Source organism: Oceanimonas smirnovii ATCC BAA-899 (genome assembly GCF_000381965.1).
Taxonomy (GTDB): Bacteria; Pseudomonadota; Gammaproteobacteria; order Enterobacterales; family Aeromonadaceae; genus Oceanimonas; species Oceanimonas smirnovii.
Genome location: NZ_KB908467.1, coordinates 25,988 through 52,222, shown reverse-complemented (window position 1 = coordinate 52,222; position 26,235 = coordinate 25,988). Strand labels below are relative to the sequence as shown.

The following is a 26,235-nucleotide window of genomic DNA, read 5'->3' as shown; positions in this document are numbered from 1 at the left end:
TGTCTGGACAGGGAATGGTCCGCATATGTCCCAAGTGGTAGATGGGAGACATGACCATGATTGTTTCTTCACATTATTGTGGCGACACCAGAATCAGATTATCTGTGCTGGCCGCCATCCTGCTTTCCTGCGGCGTTGCAGCCGAACCCAACCCTCACGAAGTTTTTGCGGATGCCTTGCTCGCAGATATGACGCTCGAGCAGAAAATTCAGCAGATATCCAATAAGCCAGATGAAAACGCTCTGCCGTCAGGTATCTATCAGGGCCAGGGCAATAGCGCTGCCACCTGTGGTTTTACTTCCCTGGGCCGGCATATCACCGGTATTCCGGAGCTGGGTATTCCCAATTTTCGGGAAATCAACGGTGGTAACGGTATTCGTGGCGGTTCCTGTGTGCCTGAGCCGGTCAGAACAGCGGGCCCGTCCATGACCCTGGCGGCCGCCAGCTTTGATCCAGAGCTGGTGTATGGCTGGGGCGAAGTGGTGGGCGATGAAGCTTACACTTTTGCCAGTCAGGTACTGCTGGGACCCGGCCTGAACCTTATTCGTTCTCCTTATGCAGGCCGTGGGCAAGAGTATCCCGGAGAGGATCCCTTTCTGGCAGGAGTGATTGGCTCTGCCCAGATTCGAGGCATTCAGGATCAGGGGGTGCAGGCCCAGCCCAAGCATTTTATGGGTAATGAGCATGAATACGACTTTGAGCGCTGGACCGCAGGGGTACGAATTCCCAGCCGGGCCATGCACGAGCTGTACTTTCTGCCTTTTGAAATGGCTGTGCGCGATGCCAGGCCGGCATCCATCATGTGCGCCTTTCCCTACCTGAATGATTCCGACTATATCTGCGACAGCCACGATGTGCTGGTCAAGACCCTGCGCCAGCGCTGGGGTTTTGACGGCTGGGTAGAAAGTGATCGTCGTGCCATGCACAGTACGGTCAAGGCGCTGAAGGCCGGGGTGGGCTATGAGCTGGATTCAGAACCGCTGTTTTATTCCGAGGCCAGTATCAAGGCTGCCATTGAAAAAGGCGAGATCACTGAGGCGGACATCGACGCGGCCCTGCGGCCCCGTTATGTAAAAATGTCTGAGTTTGGCCAGTTTGATAACCCTTTTGATGTGTTTCTGGAACCAGATTTAAGCGTTAATGCTGCCAAAGCCAGGGCGCTGGCAGAAGGGGGGATTACTCTGTTGAAAAACGAGGGAAACTTTCTGCCGCTAAATGCTGCCAGTGATCCTGCCATCGCCCTTATCGGCCATCCCTGGTTTGCCGGCCGGGCCACCATGCCGCCGCGCAACCTGAGCCGGCAGGGGCTGACGACAGTAGTGCCGTTCTTTACAATCTCTCCCCAAACCGGGCTGGAAAAATACGTTTCCAGTGTGAGCTACCACAATGGGGTCGATATTGATGCAGCGGTGGCGCTGGCCCAGGAGTCAGACATAGTCGTGTTGATGGTGGGTACCAACCCACGGGAAACCCGTGATCTGCAAAGCCTGATACTGCCCACTCTGTGTGTAAGTGGTGACGATGGCAATGGCGGCGGCGATCCGGAAGAGCCGTCCGATTCGGGTCTGAGGCTGCTGGCGGTTGTGCCGCCTCCGCCGGTGGAAGAGCCCGAATGCAACGGCGACCAGGTACGGCAGGATGAACTGGTACGCCGTGTATCAGCCGTTAATCCCAATAATGTGGTGGTGCTGTATAGCGCTTCCGGCATTCTGATGGACTGGCTGGATAATGTACCTGCCCTGTTTGCTGCCTGGTTTCCCGGTCAGGAAGACGGTGACATTATGGCCGACATGCTGTTTGGCGCACTCAATCCGTCAGGCAAGCTGCCGGTAACCTTTCCTAACAGTGCGCGTGAAGCCGCCTTTGCCACTGAGGCACAGTATCCCGGTTTGCGGGAAGAAAACGGTTTGCCCGGCGGCAAGGGCTTTCCGCAAAATGGCGTCTTTGGTGATGGCAGTGACCAGTTGGTGAGTCATTACACCGAGGGGCTGGAAATGGGCTACCGCTGGTATGAGGCTAATGGTGTGACCCCGGTATTTCCTTTTGGACATGGCCTATCCTATACCCGGTTTGAATACAGTGATCTGACTTTGAGCAAGGCATTCCGGCGTGAGTACGGTCCTTTGATGCCTCAGGGCCAGGGCAAACCAGCCTCTGCCATGCAAAAGCTCTCCGGGCTGATACCGGTACTGACGGTGGAATATACCGTGACCAACACAGGAAGCCGGTTTGGTGGTGAGGCATCCCAGGTATATCTCAAGTTGCCCAAACAGGCTCAGCAGCCGTCCAAGCGGTTGGTAGGCTTCAAAAAAGTATTTCTGGAACCGGGTGAAAGTGAGCGTGTCAGTATCATGGTGGACGCTGGTGCCTCCAACCACCCCTTTTCCTACTTTGAGCCGGACTATCCCGCAGAGTTGACTAAATGGGCTTATGGTAACTGGAGGGAGGTTAATGGTCCCTATCAGGTATTTGTAGGCGGGTCATCAGCCGACACTCCGCTGACAAGACGTATCGGCATCTCATTTCCGCAGGTAGGAAAATCAGCCTCCAGTCCAGGCAAGGACAGGGAGTAAGTACCAAGGAGATGTACAGTAATCAGGCAAAATAGCTGCATGGATTTAAGGCCTGCCGGTTAATGGCAGGCCTTTGAGTATATGCTATTCAGTCTGTCTCAGATTTCGGTAGCCACTACCGATATTTCCACCAGCAGCTCGGGGCGGGCCATGGCGGCTTCCACGCAGGCCCGGGCAGGTGCATGACCTTCCGGCACCCAGGCATCCCACACTGCGTTCATGCCGGCAAAGTCGGCCATGGTTTTTACATAAATAGTGGCAGAGAGCATATGTTCGCGGTCGGATCCGGCTTCTTTCAGCAGCTCGTCCACTTTTTCCAGCATGGTGGTTGTCTGGCCGGTAATATCCTGAGTGGCATCCTTGCATACCTGGCCGCACAGATAGATGATGCCGTTATGCTTGACGATGCGGCTCATGCGCTGGCCAACCTGCTGACGTTCAATAGTCATTTATACTTCCTTTCCAGTTCAGCTGAGTGTTAAAAACCAGACATTACCGTCTGTCTTGATTTTGTAAACCGCTTATTTTTGTTATTCCGAAATAATCCGGGCCGGATCACTCAGGTTTTTGCTACAACTGGCTTCGTCCACCAGATAGAGAATGGACTCGTAGTGAATGCCACTGTGATGGCTGAGGCCCAGCTCGCAGGTGCGGCTGTTGCTCACGCCCCGGGTGCAGCCGGCAGGCACCTGTTGCCGCAGCGGCCTGAGGGCGGCGGCGTTCAGCTCCGGCGTGGTAAAGCCCTTGTCGCCGGCAAAGCCGCAGCATTCGATGTGCTCCGGCACCACCACCTCCCTGGCGCAGCGCCGGACCAGCGCCAGCATGGCATCGGCCAGCCCCATGCGCCGGCTGCTGCAGGTAATGTGCAGCATCACGGTTTCCTCCACCGGCTTGATCGCCATCCGCTCCAGGGCGTGCTCCAGCACAAACTGCACCGGCTCAAACACCTGCAGCGGCAGGCGGCCGGTTTCCTGGCTGCGTTTGGCGCAGGGGCTGGTGTCCATCAGCACCGGCCAGCGGCCCTGTTCGCTGGCCTGCCACAAGCGGGCCTCCAGCTCGGCGGCCTTGTTGTCGGCCAGTGCCGCCATGCCCTTGCTTTGATAAGGCATGCCGCAGCACAGGTTGTTCAGCGAGTCGGGCAGGATCACTTCAAAACCTGCCTTCTCCAGCACCGCTAGGGTGACTTCGGTAAGGGAGCGGGTGTCTTTCGCGCCCGGTGACTGCCCCAGCGTGCGGCTGGCGCAGGACGGAAAATACACCACCTTGTCCGGACCTGTGCCGCCTGCCCTGGGCCGGTGCGGATTGGCGGCCGGGGTTTCCGGCAGCCACAGCGGTACCCGGTTTTTGCTCGCCTTGCGTAATCCGGCATTCAGCCGGGTCAGGGTGTTTGCACCCAGCAGTTTGCGGCTCAGGCTGGCGGCGTTCAGCCCCAGCGTCACGGCTTTGGTGGTGGCGGTGAAGTGGCCGGCGGTCCAGCGGGCGATGGGCTCGAATTTCTGGTAACGGGCGGTGCGCAGCTGGCGCACCAGATCGCCGGTATTGATGCCCACCGGGCAGCGCTGGGCGCACAGACCGGTGGCGGCGCAGGTGTCCACCCCCTGTTTATCGAACACGGTTTGCAGTGAGTCGGTGAGTTGCTCACCGGTGGCGGCCCGGCGGCTCAGCTCGCGAAACAGCACGATGCGCTGGCGCGGAGTCAGGCTGAGATCCCGGGACGGACACACCGCCTCGCAAAAGCCGCATTCAATGCATTTGTCGACCAGCTCGTCGGCGGCGGGCAGGGGTTTGAGATCCTTCAGGTGGGCCTGGTGGTCGTCGTTGAGGATAACGCCGGGGTTGAGCAGGCCCTCCGGGTCGAACAACGCCTTGATGCGCTGCATCAGGGCGTAGCCGTCCTTGCCCCATTCCAGCTCCACATAGGGAGCCATGTTGCGGCCGGTGCCGTGCTCGGCCTTGAGCGAGCCGCCGTAGTCCACCGCCACCAGCTGGGCCACGGCGTCCATAAAGCCGCCGTAACGGTCCAGCTCGGCCTGGGAATCAAACCCCTGGGTGAACACAAAGTGCAGGTTGCCGGCCAGGGCATGGCCGAAGATGATGGCCTCATGGTAGCCAAAGCGCTCAAACAGGGCGGTGAGCTTGCGCACCGCCGGGGCCAGCTCTTCCACCGGAAAGGCCACGTCCTCGATGATGACGGTGGTGCCGGTTTCCCGCACCGCGCCCACCGCCGGAAACATGCCCTTGCGCATGCCCCAGAGGGTGGCGCAGGTGGCCTTATCCTGGGTGAAGGCGACTTCGTTGCAGCGTGCAAAGGGGGTGACCGCGGCCATGGCCTGCACGCATTTGTCCAGCAGCTCCGCCTCGCTGGTGCCGTGCACCTCCACCAGCAGGGCGGCGGCTTCCCCATCCAGCTCGGCCACAAACCCGGGCATGCCCGGCTTGTCGGCGATGGAGGCCAGGGCCCGGCCGTCCATCAGCTCCACCGCCGCCACCTGGGTCTCGGCCAGGGCGGTCACCGCCCGGCAGGTGGTTTCGATGTCCGCATACACCAGCAGGCAGGACGCCTTGAAGGGATGATCCGGCACTGTGTGATAGCTGACCTCGGCCATAAAGCCGAGGGTGCCTTCCGAGCCAATCATCAGGTGGGCCAGCATGTCGAACGGGTCGTCAAAGTCGACCAGGGCGTTCAGGCTGTAGCCGGTGGTGTTTTTCAGCCGGTACTTGTGGCGAATGCGCTCGCTCAGCTCAGGATTGGCCTTCACCTCCTCGCTCAGCTGCTTGAGGCCGGCCAGCAGCTCGGGTTTCTGCTCGGCAAAGCGGGCCCGGCTGTCGGCATTCACGGTGTCCAGTTGCGTGCCGTCGGCCAGTATCAGCTTAAGGCCGTGCAGGGTGCGGTAGGAGTTCTGGGCCGTACCGCAGCACATGCCGGAGGCATTGTTGGCGGCGATGCCGCCGATCTTGCAGCTGTTGATGGAGGCCGGATCCGGGCCGATTTTACGGCCGTAGGGCGTCAGGTAGCGGTTGGCGTCGGCACCGATCACCCCGGGCTGCAGGGCAATGCGCCCGCCCTCGTCCTCGATGCGGTGGCCGCGCCAGTCGTCGGTGAGGGTGATCAGCACCGAATCGGACACCGCCTGGCCCGACAGACTGGTGCCGGCGGCGCGAAAGGTGCAGTGAAGGCGGTGTTGCCGGCAGGCCGCCAGCACGCGCACCACTTCGTCTTGGCTTGCCAGCCGCAGCACCAGTTTGGGCAGCAGCCGGTAAAAGCTGGCGTCGGTGCCATAGGCCAGGCACAGGGACGGATCGCTGATGATGCGCTCACTGGGCAGAAAGGTGGCCAGCTCGTCGGCCAGCCGCTGGTAGCGGGCCTCCATCAGGCATCCTCCAGGATCAGTACCGTCAGGGCGCTGGGGCCGTGGGCACCGTAGGCCAGGGTTTGCTGGATGTCGGCGGTCTTGGACGGGCCCGATACCAGCAGCAGGTTGGTGGGCATGCCCCGGCTCCAGCCCTCATCCGTCATCATGGCCGGCAGGTTGGGGTGCAGGGTGGACGCCTTCAGAATGGCAATGTGATGGGGCGGTACCAGCGACAGGGTGCGCGGCTCCTCCGGCCCCGGCCACAGCACCAGGCTGCCGCTGGCGGCAATGGCGCCGTGGCAGCCGGTGATGCCGGCATCAATGGTATTGAACAGCTCGTCCTTCCACTCTTCCAGCGGGCGATCAAAGCACACCCGCTCGGCGGTGCCGTTCAATGCTAGCGTGATCTCGTCAAAAAATTCGCCGCCGGTGCCGGTGGCCACCCGTTTGATGCCGGCCTGCGCCAGCCGCTCCCGCAGTGTGGTCACCAGGGCGGTGCGGGGCAGGCGCAGCACCTCGGCATGGTTTTGTTCCAGCAGGCCGGTGAGCCGGGCCAGCATGGTGTCGGCGTCGGTGTCGTTCCAGATGGGGTAGTCCGGCTCCGGGGCGTTGAGTGGCAGCGCATTGACCCGGCGCAGCCGGTCGAGAATGGCGGTTCGGGCGGTTGACATTATTTGTTCCTCTCGGCCATAAGTTCACGCAGGGTGCGGGCGGCGGGTCTGGGGGCGGTGCGGCAACGGGTCCAGGGGCCAAGTTTGCGCGGGATCAGCCGCCGCAGCCGGGTCGCGCACCAGGTTATCATACGGTACAGCGCCGGCTGGCGGGTGGCCAGGGCAAAGCTGCGCCAGATAAAGGCCTCGGTGTTGCTGGCCGCCGCCTGCTGGCCGCGCAGGGGCAGGGCACCGGGGCGCGGATCCTGCTTGGCTTCGTGGCGCAGCCGCTGCAGCAGCTCGGGAATGGGAATGCGCACCGGGCACACCTCGCCGCAGGCGCCGCACAGGCTGGAGGCTGTGGGCAAGTCCTGCGTGGCGTCCAGGCCCATCAGATGGGGCGAGATGATCTTGCCGATGGGGCCCGGGTAGACGGTGCCGTAGGCGTGGCCGCCGATGCGGGTGTAGACCGGGCAGTGGTTCATGCAGGCGCCGCAGCGAATGCACTGCAGGGTCTTGCGCAGCTCCTCGTCGGCAAAGGCCTGGCTGCGGCCGTTGTCGAGCAGCACCAGGTGCACTTCCTTGGGGCCGTCCAGCTCGTCGTCCTTGCGCGGGCCGCTAATCATGTTGAAGTAGGTGGTGATCAGCTGTCCGGTGGCGGAGCGGGTGAGGGCGCTGAACAGTGGCGGCACATCGGCCAGATATTCCACCACCTTTTCAATGCCGGTAATGGCGATATGCACCTCGGGCACGGTAGTGCACATGCGGCCGTTGCCTTCGTTTTCCACCAGGCAGAGGGTGCCGGTTTCCGCCACCGCGAAGTTGACCCCGGACACGCCCACGTCGGCGGTGCGGTATTTTTCCCGCAACACCCGGCGGCCGGTCTGGATCAGGGTGTCCACGTCCAGGGTGTGTTCAAAGCCGGGTACATGCTCGGCGAACAGATCGGCCACCTGCTGTTTGTTCTTGTGAATGGCGGGCATGATGATGTGGGACGGTGTTTCCCGGCCAAGCTGGACGATATATTCGCCCATGTCGCTTTCCAGGCAGGTGATGCCTTCTTTCGCCATAGCGTCGTTGAGCTCGATTTCCTCACTCACCATTGACTTGCCCTTCACCGCCAGGGTGCCGCCATGAGACTGAATGATGTCGGTGAAAATGGCGTTGGCCTGCTCGGCGTTCTCTGCCCAGTGCACGCGAATGCCGTTGGCGATGCAGTTGCTTTTCAGCCGTTCCAGCAGCTCGGGCAGCTTGCTCAGGCAGCGCTGGCGAATGGCTTCGGCCCTGTCGCGAATGGCGCTTTCTTCAGCGGCGTCGGCAAAGGCGGTTTTGCGCTTGTCGCGCAGGTAATCCATGGCGCCGCGAAAGTTGGCGCGCAGCTCGGGGTCGGCCAGGGCCGCTTCGGCCTGGGCGTGAAAGTGTTGGGGCTGATTATGCATGACGTCCCTCCAGCCGGCTCAGCAGAAAGCTGGCCAGGTGCATGCCCTTGAGGGTGCGGCCCTGGTATTCCAGGGCGCCGTTGATATTGAGCAGGCAGCCCCAGTCGGCGCTGATCAGCTGGTCGGCCCGGGTGTCGCTCAGGTGCTGAGTCTTGTCCTGCACCATGGCCTCGCTGATGGCCGGGTGGCGCACCGCAAAGGTGCCGCCAAAGCCACAGCATTCGCTTTCGTAGGCCTGCTCGCGCAGCTCCACCTGGTCCAGCTGGCCCAGCAGCTGGCGGGCGGTGACGTGTACCTTCATTTCCCGGCGGGCGGCGCAGGAGGTGTGCAGCACCACCGACGTGCCGCGGCCCTTGTCTTCCAGCCGAATGCGGCAGACGTGCACCAGAAACTCGGTGAGTTCAAAGACCCGATCACAGAATTCATTGACGCGGGATTCGTGCTCGCTGCCGGCGAACAGCCGGCGATAGTGATGGTGCATCATGCCGCCGCAGGAGCCGGACAGCACGATCACCGGCCAGGGCTCGGGAAACAGGGCCATCTGGCTGAGTGCCGTGGTGCGGGCATCGTCATCGTAACCGGAGGAATAGGCGGGCTGGCCGCAGCAGCTTTGCTTGGGCACGTAGATCACCTCGACCCCGGCCAGCTCCAGCAGACGAATGGCATCCAGCCCGCTTTGGGGCGAAAACAAATCCACCAGGCAGGTGGCGTAGACATAGACCTTGTCGGGCCTGGACGGATAGAGACGAATAGCGGATGACATAGGCAATTCCTGTCAGGGTTACAACAACGCCGCCGGCGGGCACCGGCGGCGGCAGGGCATCAGGACAGCTGTAACAGCGGATCCGAGATGCCCATTCCGTAGATGGCGATCATGCCAATCACGCCGATGGCCACCAGATAGTAAAGGGTGGGCAGGGCGGTCTTGCGCAGCGTGGTGCCTTCCCGGCCCATCAGGCCGACGGTGGCCGAGGCCGCCACCACGTTGTGAATGGCGATCATGTTGCCGGCGGCAGCCCCCACTGCCTGCAGCGCCACCACCATGGCGGTGGACACCCCAAGAGTCTGGGCCACCTCGAACTGGAACTGGGAAAACATCATGTTGGACACGGTGTTGGAGCCGGCAATAAAGGCGCCCAGGGCACCGATCACGCCGCTGATGGCCGGGAAAAAGTCACCCACCTGATCTGCGGCCACCCGGGCCGCCATGACCGGCATGCTGGCCAGATCCGCTTCGTTGACGCCGGAGTTGATGAAGATCCGTACCATGGGCACGGTGAACATCAACACAAAACCGGCGCCGATCAGGGTCTTGCTCGACTCGTGAATGGCCGGGCCCAGATCCTTGAGCGAACGGGTCTGGCTCAGTACTGCCACCAGCGACACGAACACCAGAATGCCGCCGGGCAGGTACAGGGGCTGAATGCCGGCGCTGATCCCTGCCTCGCCCAGCAGGTTGTTGAAGGCAATGTTCCAGCCGGTGAGCAGGCCCTTGAAGCTGTCACTGGTGCGGCTCAGCACCAGCAGTACCGGCAGCAGCAGGTAGGGGAACCAGGCCAGGGCCAGGCCGATGGGCTTTTTCTGCAGGTCTTCCTTGTGAATGGCCAGTGACCCCAGCCACTCCGCCGGCCAGTCTTTTTCCTCGGGGAAGTCAAAGGTGTGTTTGGGCACCAGGAACCCCTTGCGGACGGCGGTAACAACAATGGCCAGCCCTACCAGGCCGCCGATCAGGGACGGAAATTCGGGGCCGAGCAACACACCGGTGAAGGCATAGGGAATGGTAAAGGCGAGACCCGCGAAAATGGCAAAGGGCAGAATTTCCATACCCTGCTTCCAGCTTTTTTCCTTGCCGAAAAAGCGGGTCAGCATCATGCACATAAACAGCGGCATCAGAATGCCGACAATGGCGTGGGTAATGGCCACGTTGCTGGTGACCGTTTGCAGGTAAGCCGGCCAGCCGGAGCCGGCGGCGGTCAGGGTGGTGTTGATGGCGGCATTGTCGAGGCCGGTGGTCACGCCCACAATAATGGGGGTGCCCACGGCGCCGAAGGACACCGGGGTGCTCTGGATCATCATGCCCATCAGCACAGCGCCCAGGGCCGGAAAGCCCAGCGCCACCATCAGGGGTGCCGCCACGGCGGCGGGGGTGCCGAAGCCGGAGGCGCCTTCAATAAAGCAGCCAAAGCACCAGGCCACAATAATAGCCTGAATGCGCCGATCCGGGCTGATGGCGGTAAAGCCGTTGCGAATGGTGGTAATGGCGCCGGTGTGCTTGAGGGTGTTGAGCAACAAAATGGCGCCAAAGATAATCCACAGCAGCGAGACGGAAATCACCAGCCCCTGCAGGGTGGAGGCCAGCACACGGGTGCCGGTCATGTCCCAGATCCACAGCGCCACCACCACGGTCAGAATAAAGGCCAGCGGCATAGCGCGCTTGGCGGGCCACTGCAGGCCCACCAGCAGCACGGCGGCGAGCAGTATGGGCGAAAAGGCCAGCAATGCCAGCAGAGTATCATTCATCATGAGTGTTTATCCTTGTCACCTTGTCTTGGGCGGCAGCCTCTCCACCCGTATCCTTAATAATGTAGAGTACGATGGCACCAGGGGTGTTAAACGAATGTAAACTTTAATCCCTTGTTTTTTGTGGATATATAGACTTAATGAAATCCATTGTTTCCAAAACTGGTTAAATGATGCCGAGAACCGACGATCTCATTCTGTTTGCCCAGGTCATTGAGCTGGGCTCCTTCAGCAAGGCCGCCGACGCCCATGGTCTGACCAATTCGGTGGTGAGCAAGCGCATTGCCCGGCTGGAAGCCGAGCTGGGCAGCACCCTGATTCACCGCACCACGCGGCGTCTGACCCTGACCGAAGCGGGCCGGGTATTGTTTGAGCATGCGCAGGCGGTAGCACAAACGGCTCAGGAGGCCTTTGATGCGGTGACCGGCTACAGCGACACCCTTCAGGGGCACATTCGCATGTCGGTACCTACCATTTCCGGGGAGTTGCTGCTGGCGGAGGCGGTGGCGCAATTTTGTGAACTGCATCCGGCTATCAGCGTCGACATGTCCCTGGACAACCGCTTTGTGGATCTGGTGGGTGAGGGTTATGACCTGGTGATCCGCACCGGTCATCTGGAAGACTCCAGCCTGATCGCCCGCCATATTCTGGACTCGCGCTGGACCATCTGTGCCGCCCCTGCCTACCTCAGCCGCCACGGCAAGCCTCAGGTGCCGGAAGATCTGCTGCAACATAACTGCCTGATTTACAGCTATCAGGAAAGCGGCGCCCGGGACTGGCTGTTCAGTCGCCATGGTGAGACCTATTCGCTGCGGGTGAGCGGCAACTTTTCCACCAACAACGCCGCCGCCCTGCGCAAGGCGGCCCTGGCCGGCCATGGCCTGGCCTATGTGCCCCGTTGCCTGGTCTATCCGGATCTGCAGGCGGGGCGGCTGGTGGAGCTGCTGCCCAGCCGGGTGGGCAAGGTATTGGGCATTTATGCTGTATATCCCTACAACCGCCAGCCGCCCCGCAAGATAAAACTGCTGATTGAACATATTCGCGCCCGCTATATGGAGATCAGGCATTATTTCTGAGTATGTCTTCAGTCAGCCGGAAGTGAATGTTCCCGTGACATAGCCTTGACCCACCAACATAAGCTGTGGTTTGTTGTATGGCTAAATGTTTGATTATCTGGCCGGTGTGCAATGTGTTCATTGGTTCGGGATGAGGTTTATCATGATCAAAACCGCCGTAATCGGCTATGGCCCAACGGCCAGTATTTATCATCTGCCCTTTATCGACAGCCTGCCGGAGTTCGAGCTGGTGGCTATCAGTACCTCGCGGCCGGAGCGGGTGGAGCGGGACTGGCCTGAGGTGAAGGTGTATACCGATGTGGATGAAATGCTCAAGGAGTCCGGTGCCCGGCTGGTAGTGATCACGGCACCGAACGAGGTGCATTATGAGCTGGGCCGTAAGGCACTGAGTATGGGACTGCATGTAGTGATGGAAAATCCGGCGGTCACTCAGCTGCACCAGGGCAGTGAGCTGATGCGCCTGGCGGAAGCCAGCCGGCTGTGTCTGATACCTTTTCACAATCGCCGTTGGGACAGTGATTTTCTTACCATCAAGCGCTTGCTGGCCGATGGCAAGGTGGGCCCGGTGCATGCTTTTGAATCGCACTTCGATCGCTTTCGGCCCACTCCCAAAGGGCAGCAAGACAAACCCGGTGTAGCCGCAGGATCCTGGTTTGATCTGGGCGGCCATCTGGTAGACCAGGCGCTGGAGCTGTTTGGCAAGCCTCTGGCGGTGACCGGTCGCTGTTTGTCTCAGCGCCCGGGCTCTGATGTAACCGATTACTTTCATGTTCAGCTGCATTACGCCAGCAAGGAAGTGGTGCTGCATTCCAGCTCTTATCATCCCGGACCCACCTTGCGCTTCAAGTTGCAGGGCGAGCGGGGCTGCTATATCAAGCTGGGTTTTGATCCACAGGAAGAGCGCCTGCGGGACGGTATAGTGCCCGACTCGCCTTACCTGGCCAAGGAAGCAGAAAGTGATTATGGCATTTTCTATTCCGAGGACGATCCGGAAGTGATCGTGTCAGAGGTGGGAGGCTACCGGCATTTTTATGAAGAAACCGCCAGAGCCATTCGCGGTGAAGGCCCGTTGCCGGTCACCATTCGTGATGCGCTCAACGGGCTGAATATTATCATGCTGGCGGAAAAGAGCAGCCGGGAGGGAAAAACCCTGCCGGTGCCCGATGTGAATTACTGAGCCGGCTGCCGTGTTGGTGTGAGCAAACGGCTCAGCAGGGTGAGGTGCATAACATAGCGCAGGGCTACATAGGCCACCACCAGGGTGGCCACTACCAGCTCGAACTGAGCCAGATGGCGCAGGCTGTTAAGGTCCGCCCCCTGCAGATCCAGTGTACCCAGCAGGTCAGACACCTTGAACAGGGCGGTAGCACCTATTACCAGCGGAAAGGTAAAGGCGGCATAGCCCGGGCTGAACGGCAGCCGGAGCAGATGAAAAAAAGCCACGTAAATTAATGCGGTCATCAGCACTGCTATGCCCAGCAGAATGGCCACAAGCAGCAAATCAGGCTGTGGCATCACTGTCAGGTAACCGGCCAGGCTCAGGCTGGCCGGGGCCGCCATAATGGCAATGGTCGGCTTGGCAGCATCGGGCACTACAGGGCAAAAAATCAACCGGTACAGCATCAGCGGCAGCAGCAGACCATAGCAGCTCAGACCAAACCACATCAGACCCTGCGCCAGCGGATCAAACACACCACCCGGGCTGGCGACGGCAGCCACAATAATACCTACCGGCGGCACAAACCAGCTGGGCACCATATGGTGCAGGCGAAATTCCTTTACCCGGTGGCAAATAAACACCAGTAAGAACGCCAGATGCAAACCGGTGGCCAGCAGCCACAACAGGTGGCGGGCCGGCTCAGGCAGCGCAGCAGATACCACCATGGTAGCCATGGCATAGGTAGGTAACACACTGCCCACCACAGGGTGAGCCAGATCTTGCGCCAGCAGGCGTGGGTGCAGCAAAAACTTGGCGGTCAGAATAATCAGCAGCAGGGCAGCGATGGCGGCTCCCAGGTTCTGAGCCTGTCCGTTGAACAGGCCGGTGTTTTCCCAGCTCCAGCCCAGACTGGCAACGCCCAGGGCCAGTCCGGCCATGGGCGTGGGGGCGGCAGCCAGACGATGACGGGTGTTGTGCAGCATAACGGCTCTCCTCAGTGACTGCCGTCATGATAAAAACAACTTTTCATTTATAATATCCAAATGATTTAAAGCTATTGTTTGGAAAAACTAAATGATAACCCTGAAGCAACTACGAGTGTTCACCAGCATTGCCCGCCATGGCAATCTGGGCGGAGCCGCCGATGAAGTCTGCCTGAGCCGGGGGGCTGTGTCGCAGTCGTTAAGCCAGCTGGAGCAGCAGCTGGGCAGCCCGCTGTTTGACCGGGTTCATCCCAGGCTGCAGCTGAACGATCAGGGCCGGCGGCTGCAGCCTGTGGCGGAAGACATTCTTGGCCGGGTGGCAGACATAGAACAGCAGTTTGAACAAGGCTCTCAAGGTGAGATGCTGGCAGGCAGCCTGCATATTGGAGCCAGTCAGACCATTGGCAACTATCTTTTACCCGCCTTGCTGGCACGTCAGCCCTGGCTGCAGGCGGCAGTGACCATCACCAATACCCGCAATCTGTGCGATATGGTGGCTCGTTTTGAGCTGGATATGGCACTGATAGAAGGAGAGAACCGTCACGCTGATCTTGAAGCTCAGGCCTGGCTGACCGATGAAATGTGCATTGTGGCAGCCAGAGATCATCCTCTGGCGGGGCAGGGCCGGTTAACTCCAGCCAGCCTTGCCGGTTGTAACTGGGTGTTACGTGAGCCTCGCTCCGGCAGCCGTGAGCAGTTTGATCACCAGCTGGCCCCTTATCTTAATGGCATGGGACGCACACTGGAGCTGAGCACACCCGAAGCCGTGATGCAGGCGGTGGAGCAGGGCCTGGGGCTGGCGCTGATTTCCCGGCTGGCGGTGGCTGACCGGCTGGAATTAAGGCGGCTGGCGGTACTGGATGTGGGGTTAACGCTGTCTCGTACCCTGCAGTTGGTATGGCATCGCAAAAAATATCACTCTGCGCTGTTGCGCCGGTTTGTGGATGTGTGTCGGGAAGCAGCACCAGGCTAGATTTTTATTGAAAATAGTTATCATTTATTTATTGTGTGAAATGAATCATACAGAGGGTCCTATCATAATAAAAAAGGAGGTGGCGATGATGTATGCAGGCAGGAGAAGACACGGTACAAATGGTGTTGTGCTGGCGGCATTACTGGTACTGACAGCGCTTCCGGCAAGTGCCGGGAACAAATTCAAGGCGATCACCACCTTTACTATCATTGCTGATATGGCCCGCAATGTGGCGGGTGAGGCTGCTGTGGTGGAGTCCATTACCAGACCCGGTGCCGAGATCCATGAATATCAGCCTACACCCGGTGATATTATTCGCGCTCATGATGCTCAGCTGATCCTTGCCAATGGCCTTAATCTGGAACTCTGGTTTGAAAAGTTCTATCAGAATCTGAAAGGCGTACCCGAAGTAGTGGTGAGCGATGGCATAGAGCCCATGGGTATCAATGATGGCCCCTATAAAGGCAAACCCAACCCCCATGCCTGGATGTCGCCGGAAAATGCTTATATTTACGTCGATAATATTGTGGCCGCTTTTGAAAAGTACGATCCGGACAATGCCGAGGTGTACCGGGTCAACGCTGCTGCCTACAAGCAGCAAATTGCCGAAGCAACCACGCCTGTTCGCAAAGCATTTGAGCAAATTCCCGAACAGCAGCGCTGGCTGGTGACCAGTGAAGGTGCTTTTTCTTACCTTGCCCGGGATTATGGCCTGAACGAGTTGTACTTATGGCCGATCAACGCCGATCAGCAGGGTACTCCCCAGCAGGTGCGTCATGTGATCGATACGGTGCGCCGGCATGATATTCCGGTGGTATTCAGTGAAAGCACCGTCTCCGACAAGCCGGCCCGGCAGGTGGCCCGTGAAACCGGAGCTGATTATGGCGGTGTGCTGTATGTAGATTCACTGAGCGAGGCCGGCGGCCCGGTACCCACTTACCTGGAATTGCTTAAGGTCACGTCCAGCACCATTGTTAATGGCCTGACAAACGCTGCCAGCAAGGACGCTGACAAATGATTGCCTGCAGAGATATCAACACACTGGCGGCTTCCCCGGAAGGAGCTGGCATGGCAGTTGCTGGCGTAACCGTTACCTATCGTAATGGCCACACTGCATTGCGCGATGCCAGCTTTCATCTGCCGGTGGGAACCATAGCTGCGCTGGTAGGCGTGAACGGCTCCGGCAAGTCTACGTTGTTCAAGGCCATTATGGGCTTTTTACAGCCCGATGCCGGCAATATCCGGTTACTGGGCATGCCGGTAAGCCGGGCGCTGAAGCAAAACCTGGTGGCTTATGTACCTCAGGCTGAAGAAGTGGACTGGAATTTTCCGGTACTGGTAGAAGATGTGGTCATGATGGGCCGCTATGGCCATATGGGATGGCTGCGCCGTCCCGAGGCTGCCGATCATGAAGCGGTGGAGCAAGCCCTGGTGCGGGTCAATATGACCGAGTTTCGCCGTCGTCAGATTGGCGAGCTCTCCGGCGGCCAGAAAAAACGGGTGTTTCTGGCCCGGGCGCTGGCCCAGAACTGCCGGGTTATTCTGCTCGACGAGCCTTTTACCGGTGTGGATGTGAATACCGAAGAGCAGATAATTGCCTTGCTGCAGGAGCTGCGAAACGAAGGCCGGGTCATGCTGGTGTCCACTCACAACCTGGGGTCTGTGCCCGAGTTCTGCGACCGTACCATTATGATCAAAGGCACGGTTCTGGCTCACGGCACAACAGAAGAGACCTTTAATCAGGCCAATCTGGAGCTGGCCTTCGGTGGTGTGCTGCGTCACTTTATGCTGAACGGCGGCGTACTACCGATTGGGGTGATCAGTGATGATGAACGACCGCTGATCATCGAAGGCGGCCGGATACAAAGCCGTGACAGTCATGCCAGAGGTAAAGACGAGGGGAACGATGACACTTCTCCTTGAGCCCTTTACCTATGGCTATATGGTGAATGCCATCTGGGTATCTGCGCTGGTGGGCAGCGTGTGTGCGTTTTTATCCTGTTATCTGATGCTCAAAGGCTGGTCGCTGATTGGCGATGCCCTTTCTCATTCCATTGTGCCCGGCGTAGCCGGTGCCTATATGCTGGGGCTGCCGTTTTCTCTCGGTGCCTTTCTGGCCGGTGGCCTGGCCGCCGGTGCCATGATGCTGCTGAACCAGCGTAGCAAGCTGAAAGAAGACGTGATTATCGGCCTGATTTTCTCGGCTTTTTTTGCTCTGGGGCTGTTTATGGTGTCATTGCAGCCCATGGCAGTGAATATTCGCACCATAGTGCTGGGCAATATTCTGGCCATCGATCCTGCCGACATCCTGCAGCTGGTTATTATCAGCCTGGTGTCGCTGGCGGTGCTGCTGTGCAAATGGAAAGATCTGCTGGTGGTATTTTTTGATGAAAACCATGCTCATACCCTGGGGCTGAGTCCTGGTCTGCTGAAGCTGGTTTTTTTTACTTTGCTGGCGGCCTGCACAGTGGCCGCCATGCAAACAGTGGGTGCCTTTCTGGTGATCTGCATGGTGGTCACGCCCGGAGCCACTGCTTATCTGCTCAGTGATCGCTTTCCGGTACTGCTGGTGATTGCCGTTGCGCTGGGGGCCGTTACCAGCGCCCTGGGAGCTTATATCAGCTATTTTCTCAACGGGGCCACCGGAGCCCTGATAGTGGTGATGCAGACCCTGGTATTTTTGCTGGCCTTTGTATTTGCGCCCAAGCATGGCTATCTGGCCGCCCGCCGGCGCGCAGCCGAAGCCCGGGAGGCGCAGCCATGACAGATGCCTTGCTGTTGCCTTTTCAGTTCGACTTTATGGTGCGCGCCCTGATCATGGCCGTGGTGATTTCGGTGCCGGCGGCGCTGCTGTCCTGTTTTTTGGTGCTTAAAGGCTGGGCGCTGATGGGGGATGCCATGAGTCATGCGGTGTTTCCCGGTGTGGTGCTGGCTTATATGGCAGGCATACCGCTGGCGCTGGGAGCCTTTGGTACCGGCATGGCCTGTGCGCTCAGCATTGGCTTTCTCGCCACCAACAGCCGTATCAAGCAGGACACCGTGATGGGCATAGTGTTTTCCGGCATGTTTGGCTTTGGTTTGCTGATTTATGTGCAGATTAGCGCTGAGGTGCACCTGGATCATATTCTGTTTGGCGATTTGCTGGGGGTAAGCCCAAGAGATATTCTGGAAACCGCTGCCGTGGCCCTGCTGACGGTGCTGGTGCTGGGCACCAAGTGGAAAGACTTTTTGCTGCACGCCTTTGATCCGGTACAGGCCCGGGCGGTAGGGCTCAAGGTGGGCTGGCTGCACTATGGCCTGCTGTGTTTGATCACCCTCAGCATAGTGGCGGCGCTCACTTCTGTGGGCCTGCTGCTGGCCATTGCCCTGCTGATTGCCCCCGGGGCCACCGCCTTTCTGCTGACCCGGCGCTTTATTCATATGCTGCTGCTGTCGGTGGCCATTGGCATTACCGGCGGCTTTTTTGGGGTGTATATCGCTTTTTACCTCGACAGCGCTCCGGCACCTACCATAGTGCTGCTGATGACGGTGTTTTTTGTCATCGCCTTTGTGCTGGCGCACCGTAAAAAAAACATACTCACTGAGTAACTCAGGCCTTGGGGCAGCCAAGGCTGCCCCAAGGCATGTCAGTTCAGCTCGTCATTTCCAACGCGCACCACCAGTTTGCCGAAGTTTTGGCCCTGCAGCAGGCCGATAAAGGCCTCTGGTGCGTGTTCCAGCTCTTCCACTATCTGCTCGCGATAGTGAATTTTGCCTTCCCTCAGCCACTGGCTCATGTCTTGTACAAATTCATCATAACGGTGAGCATAGTCATCAAAGATGATAAAGCCCTTTACCGTCATGCGTTTGATCAAAATGGTAGCCATCAGCTGACCCAGGCGATCCGGCCCGTCCGGCAGCGTGGTGGCGTTATATTGCGAGATAAGGCCGCACACCGGAATGCGGGCACCGGTGTTGAGCAAGGGCAGCACAGCGTCCAGCACTTTGCCGCCCACATTCTCGTAGTAGATATCGATGCCATCGGGGCAGGCACCGGCCAGTTGTTCGGCAAAGTCACCGGCCTTGTGATCAAGGCAGACGTCCACGCCCAGGGTTTCCAGCGCATAGCGGCATTTCTCTTCACCACCGGCCACGGCCACCACCCGGCAGCCTTTGAGCTTGCCGATTTGCGCCACCATGGAGCCAACGGCACCGGTGGCGGCGGCGACGACTAGGGTTTCTCCGGCTTGCGGCCTGCCGATATCCAGCAGGCCCATATAGGCGGTGAAGCCGGGCATGCCGAGCACACCCAGTGCCCAGGAAGGAGACATGTGGGCAGGATCCAGTTTTATCAGTCCTTCACCGTCAGACAGCGCATAGTCCTGCCAGCCGCTGTAGCTCAGCACCCAGTCACCGGGCTGATAACCTGAGTGCCGGCTGGCATGCACCCGGCAGACGGTGCCTCCGACCATGGGATCCCCCACCGCCACCGGCTCGGCGTAGGATTTGGCGTCGCTCATGCGGCCCCGCATATAAGGGTCCAGGCTCAGGTAAAGGGTGCGCAGCAGCAGCTGGCCTTCGGCGGGCTCGGGAATGGCGGTTTCTTTCAGGGCGAAGTTGCCGGCGGTGGGCAGGCCCACCGGGCGTGAAGCCAGAGTGATCTGGCGGTTGCGGTTGGCTGTTTGCTTCATGGTGTGCTCCTTAAACTGTGAGTTAACGCTTACAGACTGGCCAGCAGTATTTGGCGGCAGTGCGCGGGAGTGACATCGCCGTGTTCGCCCAGGGCCACCATGCCGTGCTGTTCCAGGCTGCTGATGATGCCATCGATGTGTTCAGCACCCAGACCATAGTCGCCAAGACGGGTTTTAACGCCCACCGCTTCAAAGAAATCACGAGTATGCTCGATGGCGGCCTCGGCCTTGTCGTCGTCGCTGCCTTCATGAATATTCCAGACCCGCTCGGCATACTGCACCAGCTTGCCGAGTTTGCTGGCCTTGCGCTGACGCAGCATTTCCGGCAACACCACCGCCAGGGTCTGGGCATGATCCAGGTTGTGCAGGGCGGTCAGCTCATGACCCAGCATATGGGAAGCCCAGTCCTGAGGTACGCCGGCACCAATCAGGCCGTTCAGCGCCAGGGTGGCGGTCCACATCAGGCTGGCGCGGGTCGGGTAATCTTGCGGCTCGGCCAGAGCGTTGGGGCCAATTTCAATCAGGGTTTGCAGCAGACCTTCGGCAAAGCGGTCCTGCACCGGGGCCTGAGCGGGGTAGGTGAGGTATTGCTCCATTACGTGCACAAAGGCGTCAACCACGCCATTGGCCACCTGGCGGGTGGGCAGAGTATAGGTTTTGACCGGATCCAGTACCGAAAAGCGCGGATACACCAGCTCGTTTTTGAAGGGCAGCTTGGCCTGCAGTGCCTTGCGGGTGATCACCGAGCCCTGGTTCATCTCGGATCCGGTAGCCGGCAGGGTCAGTACGGTGCCAAAGGGCAGGGCCCGTTCGATGCTCTGGCCCATGCTGGTCAGGATTTCCCAGGCATCACCTTCAAACAGGGCGGCAGCGGCCACGAATTTGGTACCGTCGATCACGGATCCGCCGCCAACGGCCAGCAGAAAGTCGATATTATGACGGCGTACCAGTGCCACTGCTTCCATCAGGGTTTCAAAGCTGGGATTGGGCTCAATGCCGCCGAACAGCTGTACTTCACGCTTGCCCAGGGCGGCGGTTACTTCATCCAGGGTGCCGGTGCGGCGGGCACTTTCGCCACCAAACAGCACCAGAACGTGCGCATTCGCCGGCACCAACTGATCAAGGCTGGCAATTTTGCCGGCACCAAATTCGATACGGGTCGGATTGTAAAAGCTGAAATCCTGCATGGTTTTTCCTCGTTTACTTGCAATAAAAAACATCTGAGTAGACCAGTCGTCTAGTTGATTGGTCTGAAAAAGCCCGCTGTTATGGCGGGCTGAATGAGCCAGTATCAGTGATGCATCAGCAGCTGCCGGGTCATGGCCATGGCCTGGTTCATGTGCTGTTCGTCTCTGTGCAGCTTGGTCAGCAGGCTGGCACCCAACCACAGCTGATACAGGCTGGTGGCCAGCAGGGCCGGCTTGCTCTCTGCCGGCAGCGAGCCATCGGTAACACCGGCGGCAATGCAGCCCTGAATACGGCCTATAACCTTGTCGGTGCCGGCTTTCAGGGTCAGACGCATGGCTTCGGACAGGTCGGCCACTTCGGCACTCAACTTGACCACCAGGCAGTCGCTGCGGCCCTGCGGGCTGCAATAGCGATGCTGCCACTCATTCCAGTAGCTTATCAGCCGTTCGCGACCATTCAGCTTCGGCTGGCTGAACAGTGCTTCCAGCTCGATCAGGTACTGGCTGAAATAGTCCTCCAGCAAGGCCTGGCCAAACTGCTCCTTGGATTTGAAATAGTGGTAGAAGGATCCCTTTGGCACGCCGGCCTGTTGCAGCAGGGTACTGAGCCCCACCGAGCTGAAGCCCCGGGCGGCGAGGATCTCGCGGCCGGTATTCAGCAGATGCTGGCGAGTATCTTGATGTTTAGTGTTCATGGAGTGAATACTACTCCATGACTAGACCGATCGTCTAGTCATGGTTTGGGGCTGATACTACGCTTGGCCCAGACTGAACTTTCGCACCAGTTGATGCAGGCTGTCTGCCAGACGCTCCAGATCCTGCGAAGCTGATGAGGTATGACGGGCACTGCCGGCCACTTCATCCGACATACGGTCAATGCCGGCCAGGCTGCCGTTAAGCTCCGCCGCCACCGCACTTTGCTGCTCGGTGGCGGTGGCGATCTGCAGGTTCATTTCCGTCATGCTGGCTACCGCCGTGCTGATATGTTGCAGGGAGTCGGCCGCGTGGCGGGCTTCTTTAGCACCCCCCTCGATGATCTGCTGGCTGTTGTCCATGGCCTGGGTCACCGCTTCTGCCTGTTGTTGTAGACTGGCGATGGTCTGGTTGATTTCTTCAATGGACTGCTGGGTCCGTTGCGCCAGGTTGCGTACTTCCTCGGCCACCACCGCAAAGCCCCGCCCCGAATCACCGGCCCGCGCCGCTTCAATGGCGGCATTGAGTGCCAGCAGGTTAGTCTGCTCGGCAATGTCGCTGATGACCCGGGACACCACGCCGATGCGGGCGCTGTCTTCCTTAAGAGCCAGAGCCAGTGCGCCGGCCTGCCCAATTTCTCTGGCTGCCATTTCCACCTGGCGGCTGGAGTTTATTACTACCCGGTTGCTTTGTTCGGTTTGCTCTGCCGCCTCACGGGCGGCACCGGCAGCGTTTTGGGTATTAAGTGCCACATCGCGGAAGGTGGCTTCGAGCTGATGCATGGCACTGGCAATACGGGCGATTTCCTGCTGTTGGCTATCCAGCGCCGTGGATGACTGTGCCGACATTTGCCGTAGTTTTATGGTGGCTCCTCCCACTCCGTCCAGGCTGGCGGAGATCTCCTGCACCAGATTGCGAATGCCGGCCTGCATGGAAATAAAGCTATCGGCCGCCTTTCCCAGTTCATCCTGAGAGAAATAACGACGATCGAGATCCTGGTCGAGCATGCCGTTCCTCACTCTGTCCATCTGAGCGTTGAGCCGGGCAAGAGGCAGACGTATACGGCGGTTGATAATGATGCCCATGATCAGCATAAAGCCAGCCAGCAGCAGGCACAGAATAATGACCAGTGTGCTGATGTTATCGATCACCGCTGATTCCTGATCCTTGATGGCTTTTGCTTCTGCGGCGATCTGCTGCTGAGTTTCGCCCAGCAGGGCAACGATGGCATCAAAGGGGGCCAGCATATCGGTGAGCATTTTTACCCGGGCCGCGTCTATGTTGCCCGCGTCGATCAGCCGCAGGTAATCGCCCTGCATGCCCTTGTAGGCGGTGATGCGGCGGCGGAAGTCGTTGATAAAGGCACGCACCTCGGGGCTGTTGGCCTGGCGCTGCATGGCCTCCAGGTAACGTTCCACCTGCTGGTCGTTGTGGTTGATCTTGGCCAGGATGTCGGCGTGCTCGCGCCGGTCGGTGGTGAGACCGTAGTCAAGGGCGAAACGGCGGTAGGTGACGGTGCTGTAACGCAGGTTGGAAATAGTCTGCAGCAGGCTGATATTGCGTTCCACTATGCTTTCCATTTGCCGCTGTATGCCCTGCATGGACAGGTAGATATACAGGCTGAAGGCCAATACCGCCAGCAGCATGGCACCAAACGAGGCGGTAAGCAGTGTCTTGATGGATAAACGAGCGAGCATGTCCTTGACTCCCGAAGTGGTGGTTTCGGGAGTATAAGTAAAGGTTATTTAAAGCTTAAACTCATATAACCTTTGGAATTGATTGCTTATAACGATGAGTCCCGCCGATGCTTTCTGCAGGCTTATTTCCCGATACAAAACGAAGAGAAAATCCTGCCTAACAAATCATCAGAGGTGAATTCGCCGGTGATCTGGCTGAGCTGCTCCTGGGCCAGGCGCAGTTCTTCCGCCACCAGTTCGCCGGCCATGTACACCTCCAGCTGTTCCCTGGCCATGATCAGATGCTGGTTGGCGTGGTGCAGAGCGTCCAGGTGGCGCTGGCGGGCGCTGAAGCCGCCTTCGCCGCCGCCCTGAAAGCCCATGCAGGCCTTGAGGTGCTCTTTGAGCGCTTCTACTCCTTCGCCGGTGCGGGCGGAGATGGGATACACAGGGTGTTCGCCGTCGCTGCTCACGGTGAGCGGCTCACCGGTTAAATCCGCCTTGTTACGCACCACAGTGAGGCCAATATGGGCCGGCAGCCGGTCGACAAAGTCGGGCCAGATGTCTTTTGGGTGCTGGGCCGAGGTGGTGGTGCCGTCCACCATAAACAGAATGCGATCGGCCTGTTCAATTTCGGCCCAGGCCCGCTCAATGCCAATGCGTTCCACCGCATCGCTGGCCTCGCGCAGGCCGGCGGTGTCGATGATGTGCAGCGGCATGCCGTCCAGATGAATGTATTCCCGCAGCACGTCCCGGGTGGTGCCGGCAATGTCGGTGACAATGGCGGATTCCTTGCCGGCCAGGGCGTTAAGCAGGCTGGACTTGCCGGCGTTGGGGCGGCCGGCGATCACCACCTTCATGCCCTCGCGCATAATGGCACCCTGGCGGGCTTCGCGCTGCACCTCGGTGAGCCGGTCCATAATGCCGTAGAGCTCGCCGGCGATTTTGCCGTCGGAGAGAAAGTCCACTTCCTCGTCGGGAAAATCGATGGCTGCTTCCACATAAATCCGCAGGTGAGTGAGTGCTTCCACCAGACCGTGTACACGGGTAGAAAACTCTCCCTGCAGCGACTGCAGCGCCGAGCGGGCGGCCTGCTCGCTGGACGCTTCAATCAGGTCAGCAATGGCCTCGGCCTGGGCCAGATCCAGCTTGTCGTTGAGAAAGGCGCGTTCGCTGAATTCGCCGGCCCGCGCCGGACGCAGGCCGGGCAGAGCCAGTATGCGGCGTACCAGCATGTCCAGCACCACGGGGCCGCCGTGGCCCTGCAGCTCGAGCACGTCTTCGCCGGTAAAGCTGTTGGGGCCCTTGAACAGCAGGGCAATGCCCTGATCCAGAATCATGCCCTGTTCGTCTTTAAACGGCAGATAGTCGGCATAGCGCACTCTGGGCACTTTGCCCAGCACGGCCTGAGCCACGGCCTCGGCCCGGGGGCCTGAGACGCGAATAATGCCGACGCCGCCGCGTCCGGGGGCGGTGGCCTGAGCGACGATGGTGTCGTTGGACATGGGTTCTGTTACTCCGGAGTTAGCGGTTCAGTATGACGGAGATATCCGCCAATAAAAAAGGCGGCCCTCAGGCCGCCCAGTGTATTGCGTTATTGCTGCTCAGGCCAGAGGCCTTATGAGGCAGCCTTGCCGTGCAGGCCTTTCTTCTCCAGCTGGCGGAAAATGTACCACTGCTGGGAGATGGTGACCACGTTGCTCACCAGCCAGTACAGGGTCAGACCGGCAGGGAACCACAGGAAGAAGAAGGTAAAAATGATGGGCATAAACTGCATTACCTTCTGCTGCATCGGATCGGTGACCGTGGTCGGACTCATTTTCTGAATCACATACATGCTGGCACCCATCAGAATGGGCAGCACAAAGTAAGGATCCCGCACCGACAGATCGTCAATCCACAGCATAAAGGGCGCATGACGCAGCTCTACCGACTCCATCAGTACCCAATACAGGGAGATAAAAATAGGCATCTGGATCAGGATGGGCAGGCAGCCGCCGAGCGGGTTGACCTTCTCTTTCTTGTACAGCTCCATCATGCCCTGAGACATCTTCTGGCGATCGTCGCCATAGCGCTCACGCAGTGCCATCAGCTTGGGCTGCAGCATGCGCATCTTGGCCATGGAGGTGTATTGAGCCTTGGTCAGCGGATACATGATGCCGCGTACCACAAAGGTGGTCAGAATAATGGCCATACCCCAGTTAACCGCAAAGCTTTGCAGGAATTGCAGCAGCTTGAACAGCGGCTGGGCAATAAACCACAGCCAGCCGTAATCCACAGTCAGATCCAGGTTAGGAGCCACTTCGGCCATTTCATCCTGCAGCTTGGGACCCAGCCACAGCTTGGCGGAGATGCTTTGCTCTGAGCCTGCAGGCACTGTGGTAACCGGCGCTTTAAAGCCAATAATGCCCTGCCCCTGATTGTTCAGGAAGCGGGTATAAAGCTGATTCTCACCATTTTCCGGTGCGACCCAGGCAGACACAAAGTAGTGCTGCAGCATACCAACCCAGCCGCCTTCGGTAGTACGGTTAAGGTTGGCTTCACGCACATCCTTGAAATCGTACTTGCTGTAGCGGGTTTCGCTGGTGGAATAGGCCGGACCGCGATAGGCAGAAGCCATCAGCATGCTGCCGCCGTCGTCACCGGGCTTGCTTTCGCTTTGCTTGAGCTGGGCGTAGAGCTGGGCCTGTACCGGCTGGCTGCTTGGGTTGTTGATGTCGTAGTTAACACCCACTACGTAGCGGCCACGCTCCAGGGTAAAGGTTTTGGTAAAGGTGACACCGGCTTCGTTGGTAAACGTCAGCGGCACGCTCAGGCTGCTTTCGCCTTCGGCCAGCTGATAGCGCTTTTGTTCAGCCTGATACAGAGGCCGGCCATTGGCGCTGGCGTCCGGACCGTCACGGCCAATCAGACCGCTCTGAGCCACGTTGACGAAGTTGGCACCCTGGCTCAGCAGCACGAACTTGTCGTCGGAATTGAGCTCGTCGTTGTGCTCCAGCAGCTCGGCGCGCACTATGTCGCCACCCTGGGTGTCGATAGTCAGCTCAAGGGTGTCGGAAGTAATGGTGACCAGCTGACGGCTGGCGGTAGTGGGAGCATCGGCAGGCACTTCGCCACCGGCCTGGTCCGACTCGGGAACAAAACTGTCGTCGCCTGTGCTGGTTTGAGTGCTCTGTTGCGCCGTTTCTGGCTGTGGCGCTTTATCCGTTTGCCACTGTTGCCAGATGAGAAAACTCACCAGCAGCAGCGCAATAACAAGTATGTTGCGTTGGGATTCCATAGT

The 26,235-nt window shown here is 59.2% G+C and carries 21 protein-coding genes; 8 read left to right on the top strand and 13 right to left on the bottom strand.

What is annotated here, in order from left to right; translation table 11 throughout:
• Positions 1–56: 56 nt before the first annotated feature.
• Positions 57–2,573: a beta-glucosidase gene (locus G364_RS0113405; protein WP_156816515.1), complete on the top strand. Its 2,517-nt coding sequence runs from the start codon at positions 57–59 to the stop codon at positions 2,571–2,573.
• A gap of 98 nt (positions 2,574–2,671) precedes the next feature.
• Here G364_RS0113405 and G364_RS0113400 read toward each other — a convergent pair whose 3' ends face one another.
• From G364_RS0113400 to G364_RS0113375, 6 genes are all read right to left on the bottom strand, one after another.
• Positions 2,672–3,022, bottom strand: coding sequence for a RidA family protein (locus G364_RS0113400; protein ID WP_019935660.1), 351 nt, complete (start codon positions 3,020–3,022; stop codon positions 2,672–2,674).
• Between the two features lie 81 nt (positions 3,023–3,103).
• Positions 3,104–5,944 carry an FAD-binding and (Fe-S)-binding domain-containing protein gene (locus G364_RS0113395; RefSeq protein ID WP_019935659.1) on the bottom strand — a complete coding sequence of 947 codons (2,841 nt, stop codon included), beginning with the start codon at positions 5,942–5,944 and terminating at the stop codon, positions 3,104–3,106.
• Entirely contained in the window at positions 5,944–6,597 is a 654-nt protein-coding gene (locus tag G364_RS0113390; RefSeq protein ID WP_019935658.1) for a LutC/YkgG family protein, read from the bottom strand. Before G364_RS0113390 ends, G364_RS0113395 begins: the two co-directional genes overlap by 1 nt.
• Positions 6,597–8,015 (bottom strand): LutB/LldF family L-lactate oxidation iron-sulfur protein, encoded by a 1,419-nt coding sequence (locus G364_RS0113385; protein WP_019935657.1) that lies wholly within the window; start codon positions 8,013–8,015, stop codon positions 6,597–6,599. Before G364_RS0113385 ends, G364_RS0113390 begins: the two co-directional genes overlap by 1 nt.
• Positions 8,008–8,778 carry a (Fe-S)-binding protein gene (locus G364_RS0113380; protein ID WP_019935656.1) on the bottom strand — a complete coding sequence of 257 codons (771 nt, stop codon included), beginning with the start codon at positions 8,776–8,778 and terminating at the stop codon, positions 8,008–8,010. The genes G364_RS0113385 and G364_RS0113380 overlap by 8 nt, the downstream gene beginning before the upstream one ends.
• A gap of 59 nt (positions 8,779–8,837) precedes the next feature.
• Positions 8,838–10,538 (bottom strand): L-lactate permease, encoded by a 1,701-nt coding sequence (locus G364_RS0113375; RefSeq protein ID WP_019935655.1) that lies wholly within the window; start codon positions 10,536–10,538, stop codon positions 8,838–8,840.
• A 167-nt stretch (positions 10,539–10,705) separates the two neighbouring features.
• Between G364_RS0113375 and G364_RS0113370 the strand changes: the two genes are divergently transcribed.
• Together G364_RS0113370 and G364_RS0113365 are read left to right on the top strand one after the other, a co-directional pair.
• Entirely contained in the window at positions 10,706–11,611 is a 906-nt protein-coding gene (locus G364_RS0113370) for a LysR family transcriptional regulator (protein ID WP_019935654.1), read from the top strand.
• A gap of 142 nt (positions 11,612–11,753) precedes the next feature.
• A complete protein-coding gene (locus G364_RS0113365; protein WP_019935653.1) occupies positions 11,754–12,788 on the top strand; it encodes a Gfo/Idh/MocA family oxidoreductase in 1,035 nt (344 codons plus the stop codon).
• Here G364_RS0113365 and G364_RS16595 read toward each other — a convergent pair.
• Positions 12,782–13,753, bottom strand: coding sequence for a TDT family transporter (locus G364_RS16595; RefSeq protein WP_019935652.1), 972 nt, complete (start codon positions 13,751–13,753; stop codon positions 12,782–12,784). The genes G364_RS0113365 and G364_RS16595 overlap by 7 nt on opposite strands.
• A gap of 91 nt (positions 13,754–13,844) precedes the next feature.
• Between G364_RS16595 and G364_RS0113355 the strand changes: the two genes are divergently transcribed.
• From G364_RS0113355 to G364_RS0113335, 5 genes are all read left to right on the top strand, one after another.
• Positions 13,845–14,726 (top strand): LysR substrate-binding domain-containing protein, encoded by an 882-nt coding sequence (locus tag G364_RS0113355; protein ID WP_026344909.1) that lies wholly within the window; start codon positions 13,845–13,847, stop codon positions 14,724–14,726.
• 85 nt (positions 14,727–14,811) lie between these two features.
• Positions 14,812–15,744, top strand: coding sequence for a metal ABC transporter substrate-binding protein (locus G364_RS0113350; protein ID WP_040614649.1), 933 nt, complete (start codon positions 14,812–14,814; stop codon positions 15,742–15,744).
• Positions 15,741–16,649 (top strand): manganese/iron ABC transporter ATP-binding protein, encoded by a 909-nt coding sequence (locus tag G364_RS0113345; RefSeq protein WP_019935649.1) that lies wholly within the window; start codon positions 15,741–15,743, stop codon positions 16,647–16,649. Before G364_RS0113350 ends, G364_RS0113345 begins: the two co-directional genes overlap by 4 nt.
• Complete coding sequence (locus tag G364_RS0113340; protein ID WP_019935648.1) at positions 16,633–17,490, top strand: metal ABC transporter permease; 858 nt, start codon at positions 16,633–16,635, stop codon at positions 17,488–17,490. Before G364_RS0113345 ends, G364_RS0113340 begins: the two co-directional genes overlap by 17 nt.
• Positions 17,487–18,314, top strand: coding sequence for a metal ABC transporter permease (locus G364_RS0113335; protein ID WP_019935647.1), 828 nt, complete (start codon positions 17,487–17,489; stop codon positions 18,312–18,314). Before G364_RS0113340 ends, G364_RS0113335 begins: the two co-directional genes overlap by 4 nt.
• 38 nt (positions 18,315–18,352) lie before the next feature.
• On the opposite strand, the gene G364_RS0113330 is transcribed toward G364_RS0113335, so the two are convergent.
• The 6 genes from G364_RS0113330 to yidC all read right to left on the bottom strand — a co-directional run bounded on the left by G364_RS0113330 (position 18,353) and on the right by yidC (position 26,232).
• Positions 18,353–19,396: an NADP-dependent oxidoreductase gene (locus G364_RS0113330; protein WP_019935646.1), complete on the bottom strand. Its 1,044-nt coding sequence runs from the start codon at positions 19,394–19,396 to the stop codon at positions 18,353–18,355.
• Between the two features lie 29 nt (positions 19,397–19,425).
• Entirely contained in the window at positions 19,426–20,583 is a 1,158-nt protein-coding gene (locus G364_RS0113325) for an iron-containing alcohol dehydrogenase (protein ID WP_019935645.1), read from the bottom strand.
• A 104-nt stretch (positions 20,584–20,687) separates the two neighbouring features.
• Entirely contained in the window at positions 20,688–21,278 is a 591-nt protein-coding gene (locus G364_RS0113320) for a TetR/AcrR family transcriptional regulator (protein ID WP_019935644.1), read from the bottom strand.
• 57 nt (positions 21,279–21,335) lie between these two features.
• Positions 21,336–22,973: a methyl-accepting chemotaxis protein gene (locus G364_RS0113315; protein WP_019935643.1), complete on the bottom strand. Its 1,638-nt coding sequence runs from the start codon at positions 22,971–22,973 to the stop codon at positions 21,336–21,338.
• Between the two features lie 122 nt (positions 22,974–23,095).
• Positions 23,096–24,457 carry a tRNA uridine-5-carboxymethylaminomethyl(34) synthesis GTPase MnmE gene (gene mnmE, locus G364_RS0113310; RefSeq protein WP_019935642.1) on the bottom strand — a complete coding sequence of 454 codons (1,362 nt, stop codon included), beginning with the start codon at positions 24,455–24,457 and terminating at the stop codon, positions 23,096–23,098.
• A gap of 113 nt (positions 24,458–24,570) precedes the next feature.
• On the bottom strand, positions 24,571–26,232 hold the full coding sequence (gene yidC / locus G364_RS0113305) for a membrane protein insertase YidC (RefSeq protein ID WP_019935641.1): 1,662 nt from the start codon (positions 26,230–26,232) through the stop codon (positions 24,571–24,573).
• Between the last annotated feature and the right edge of the window lie 3 nt (positions 26,233–26,235).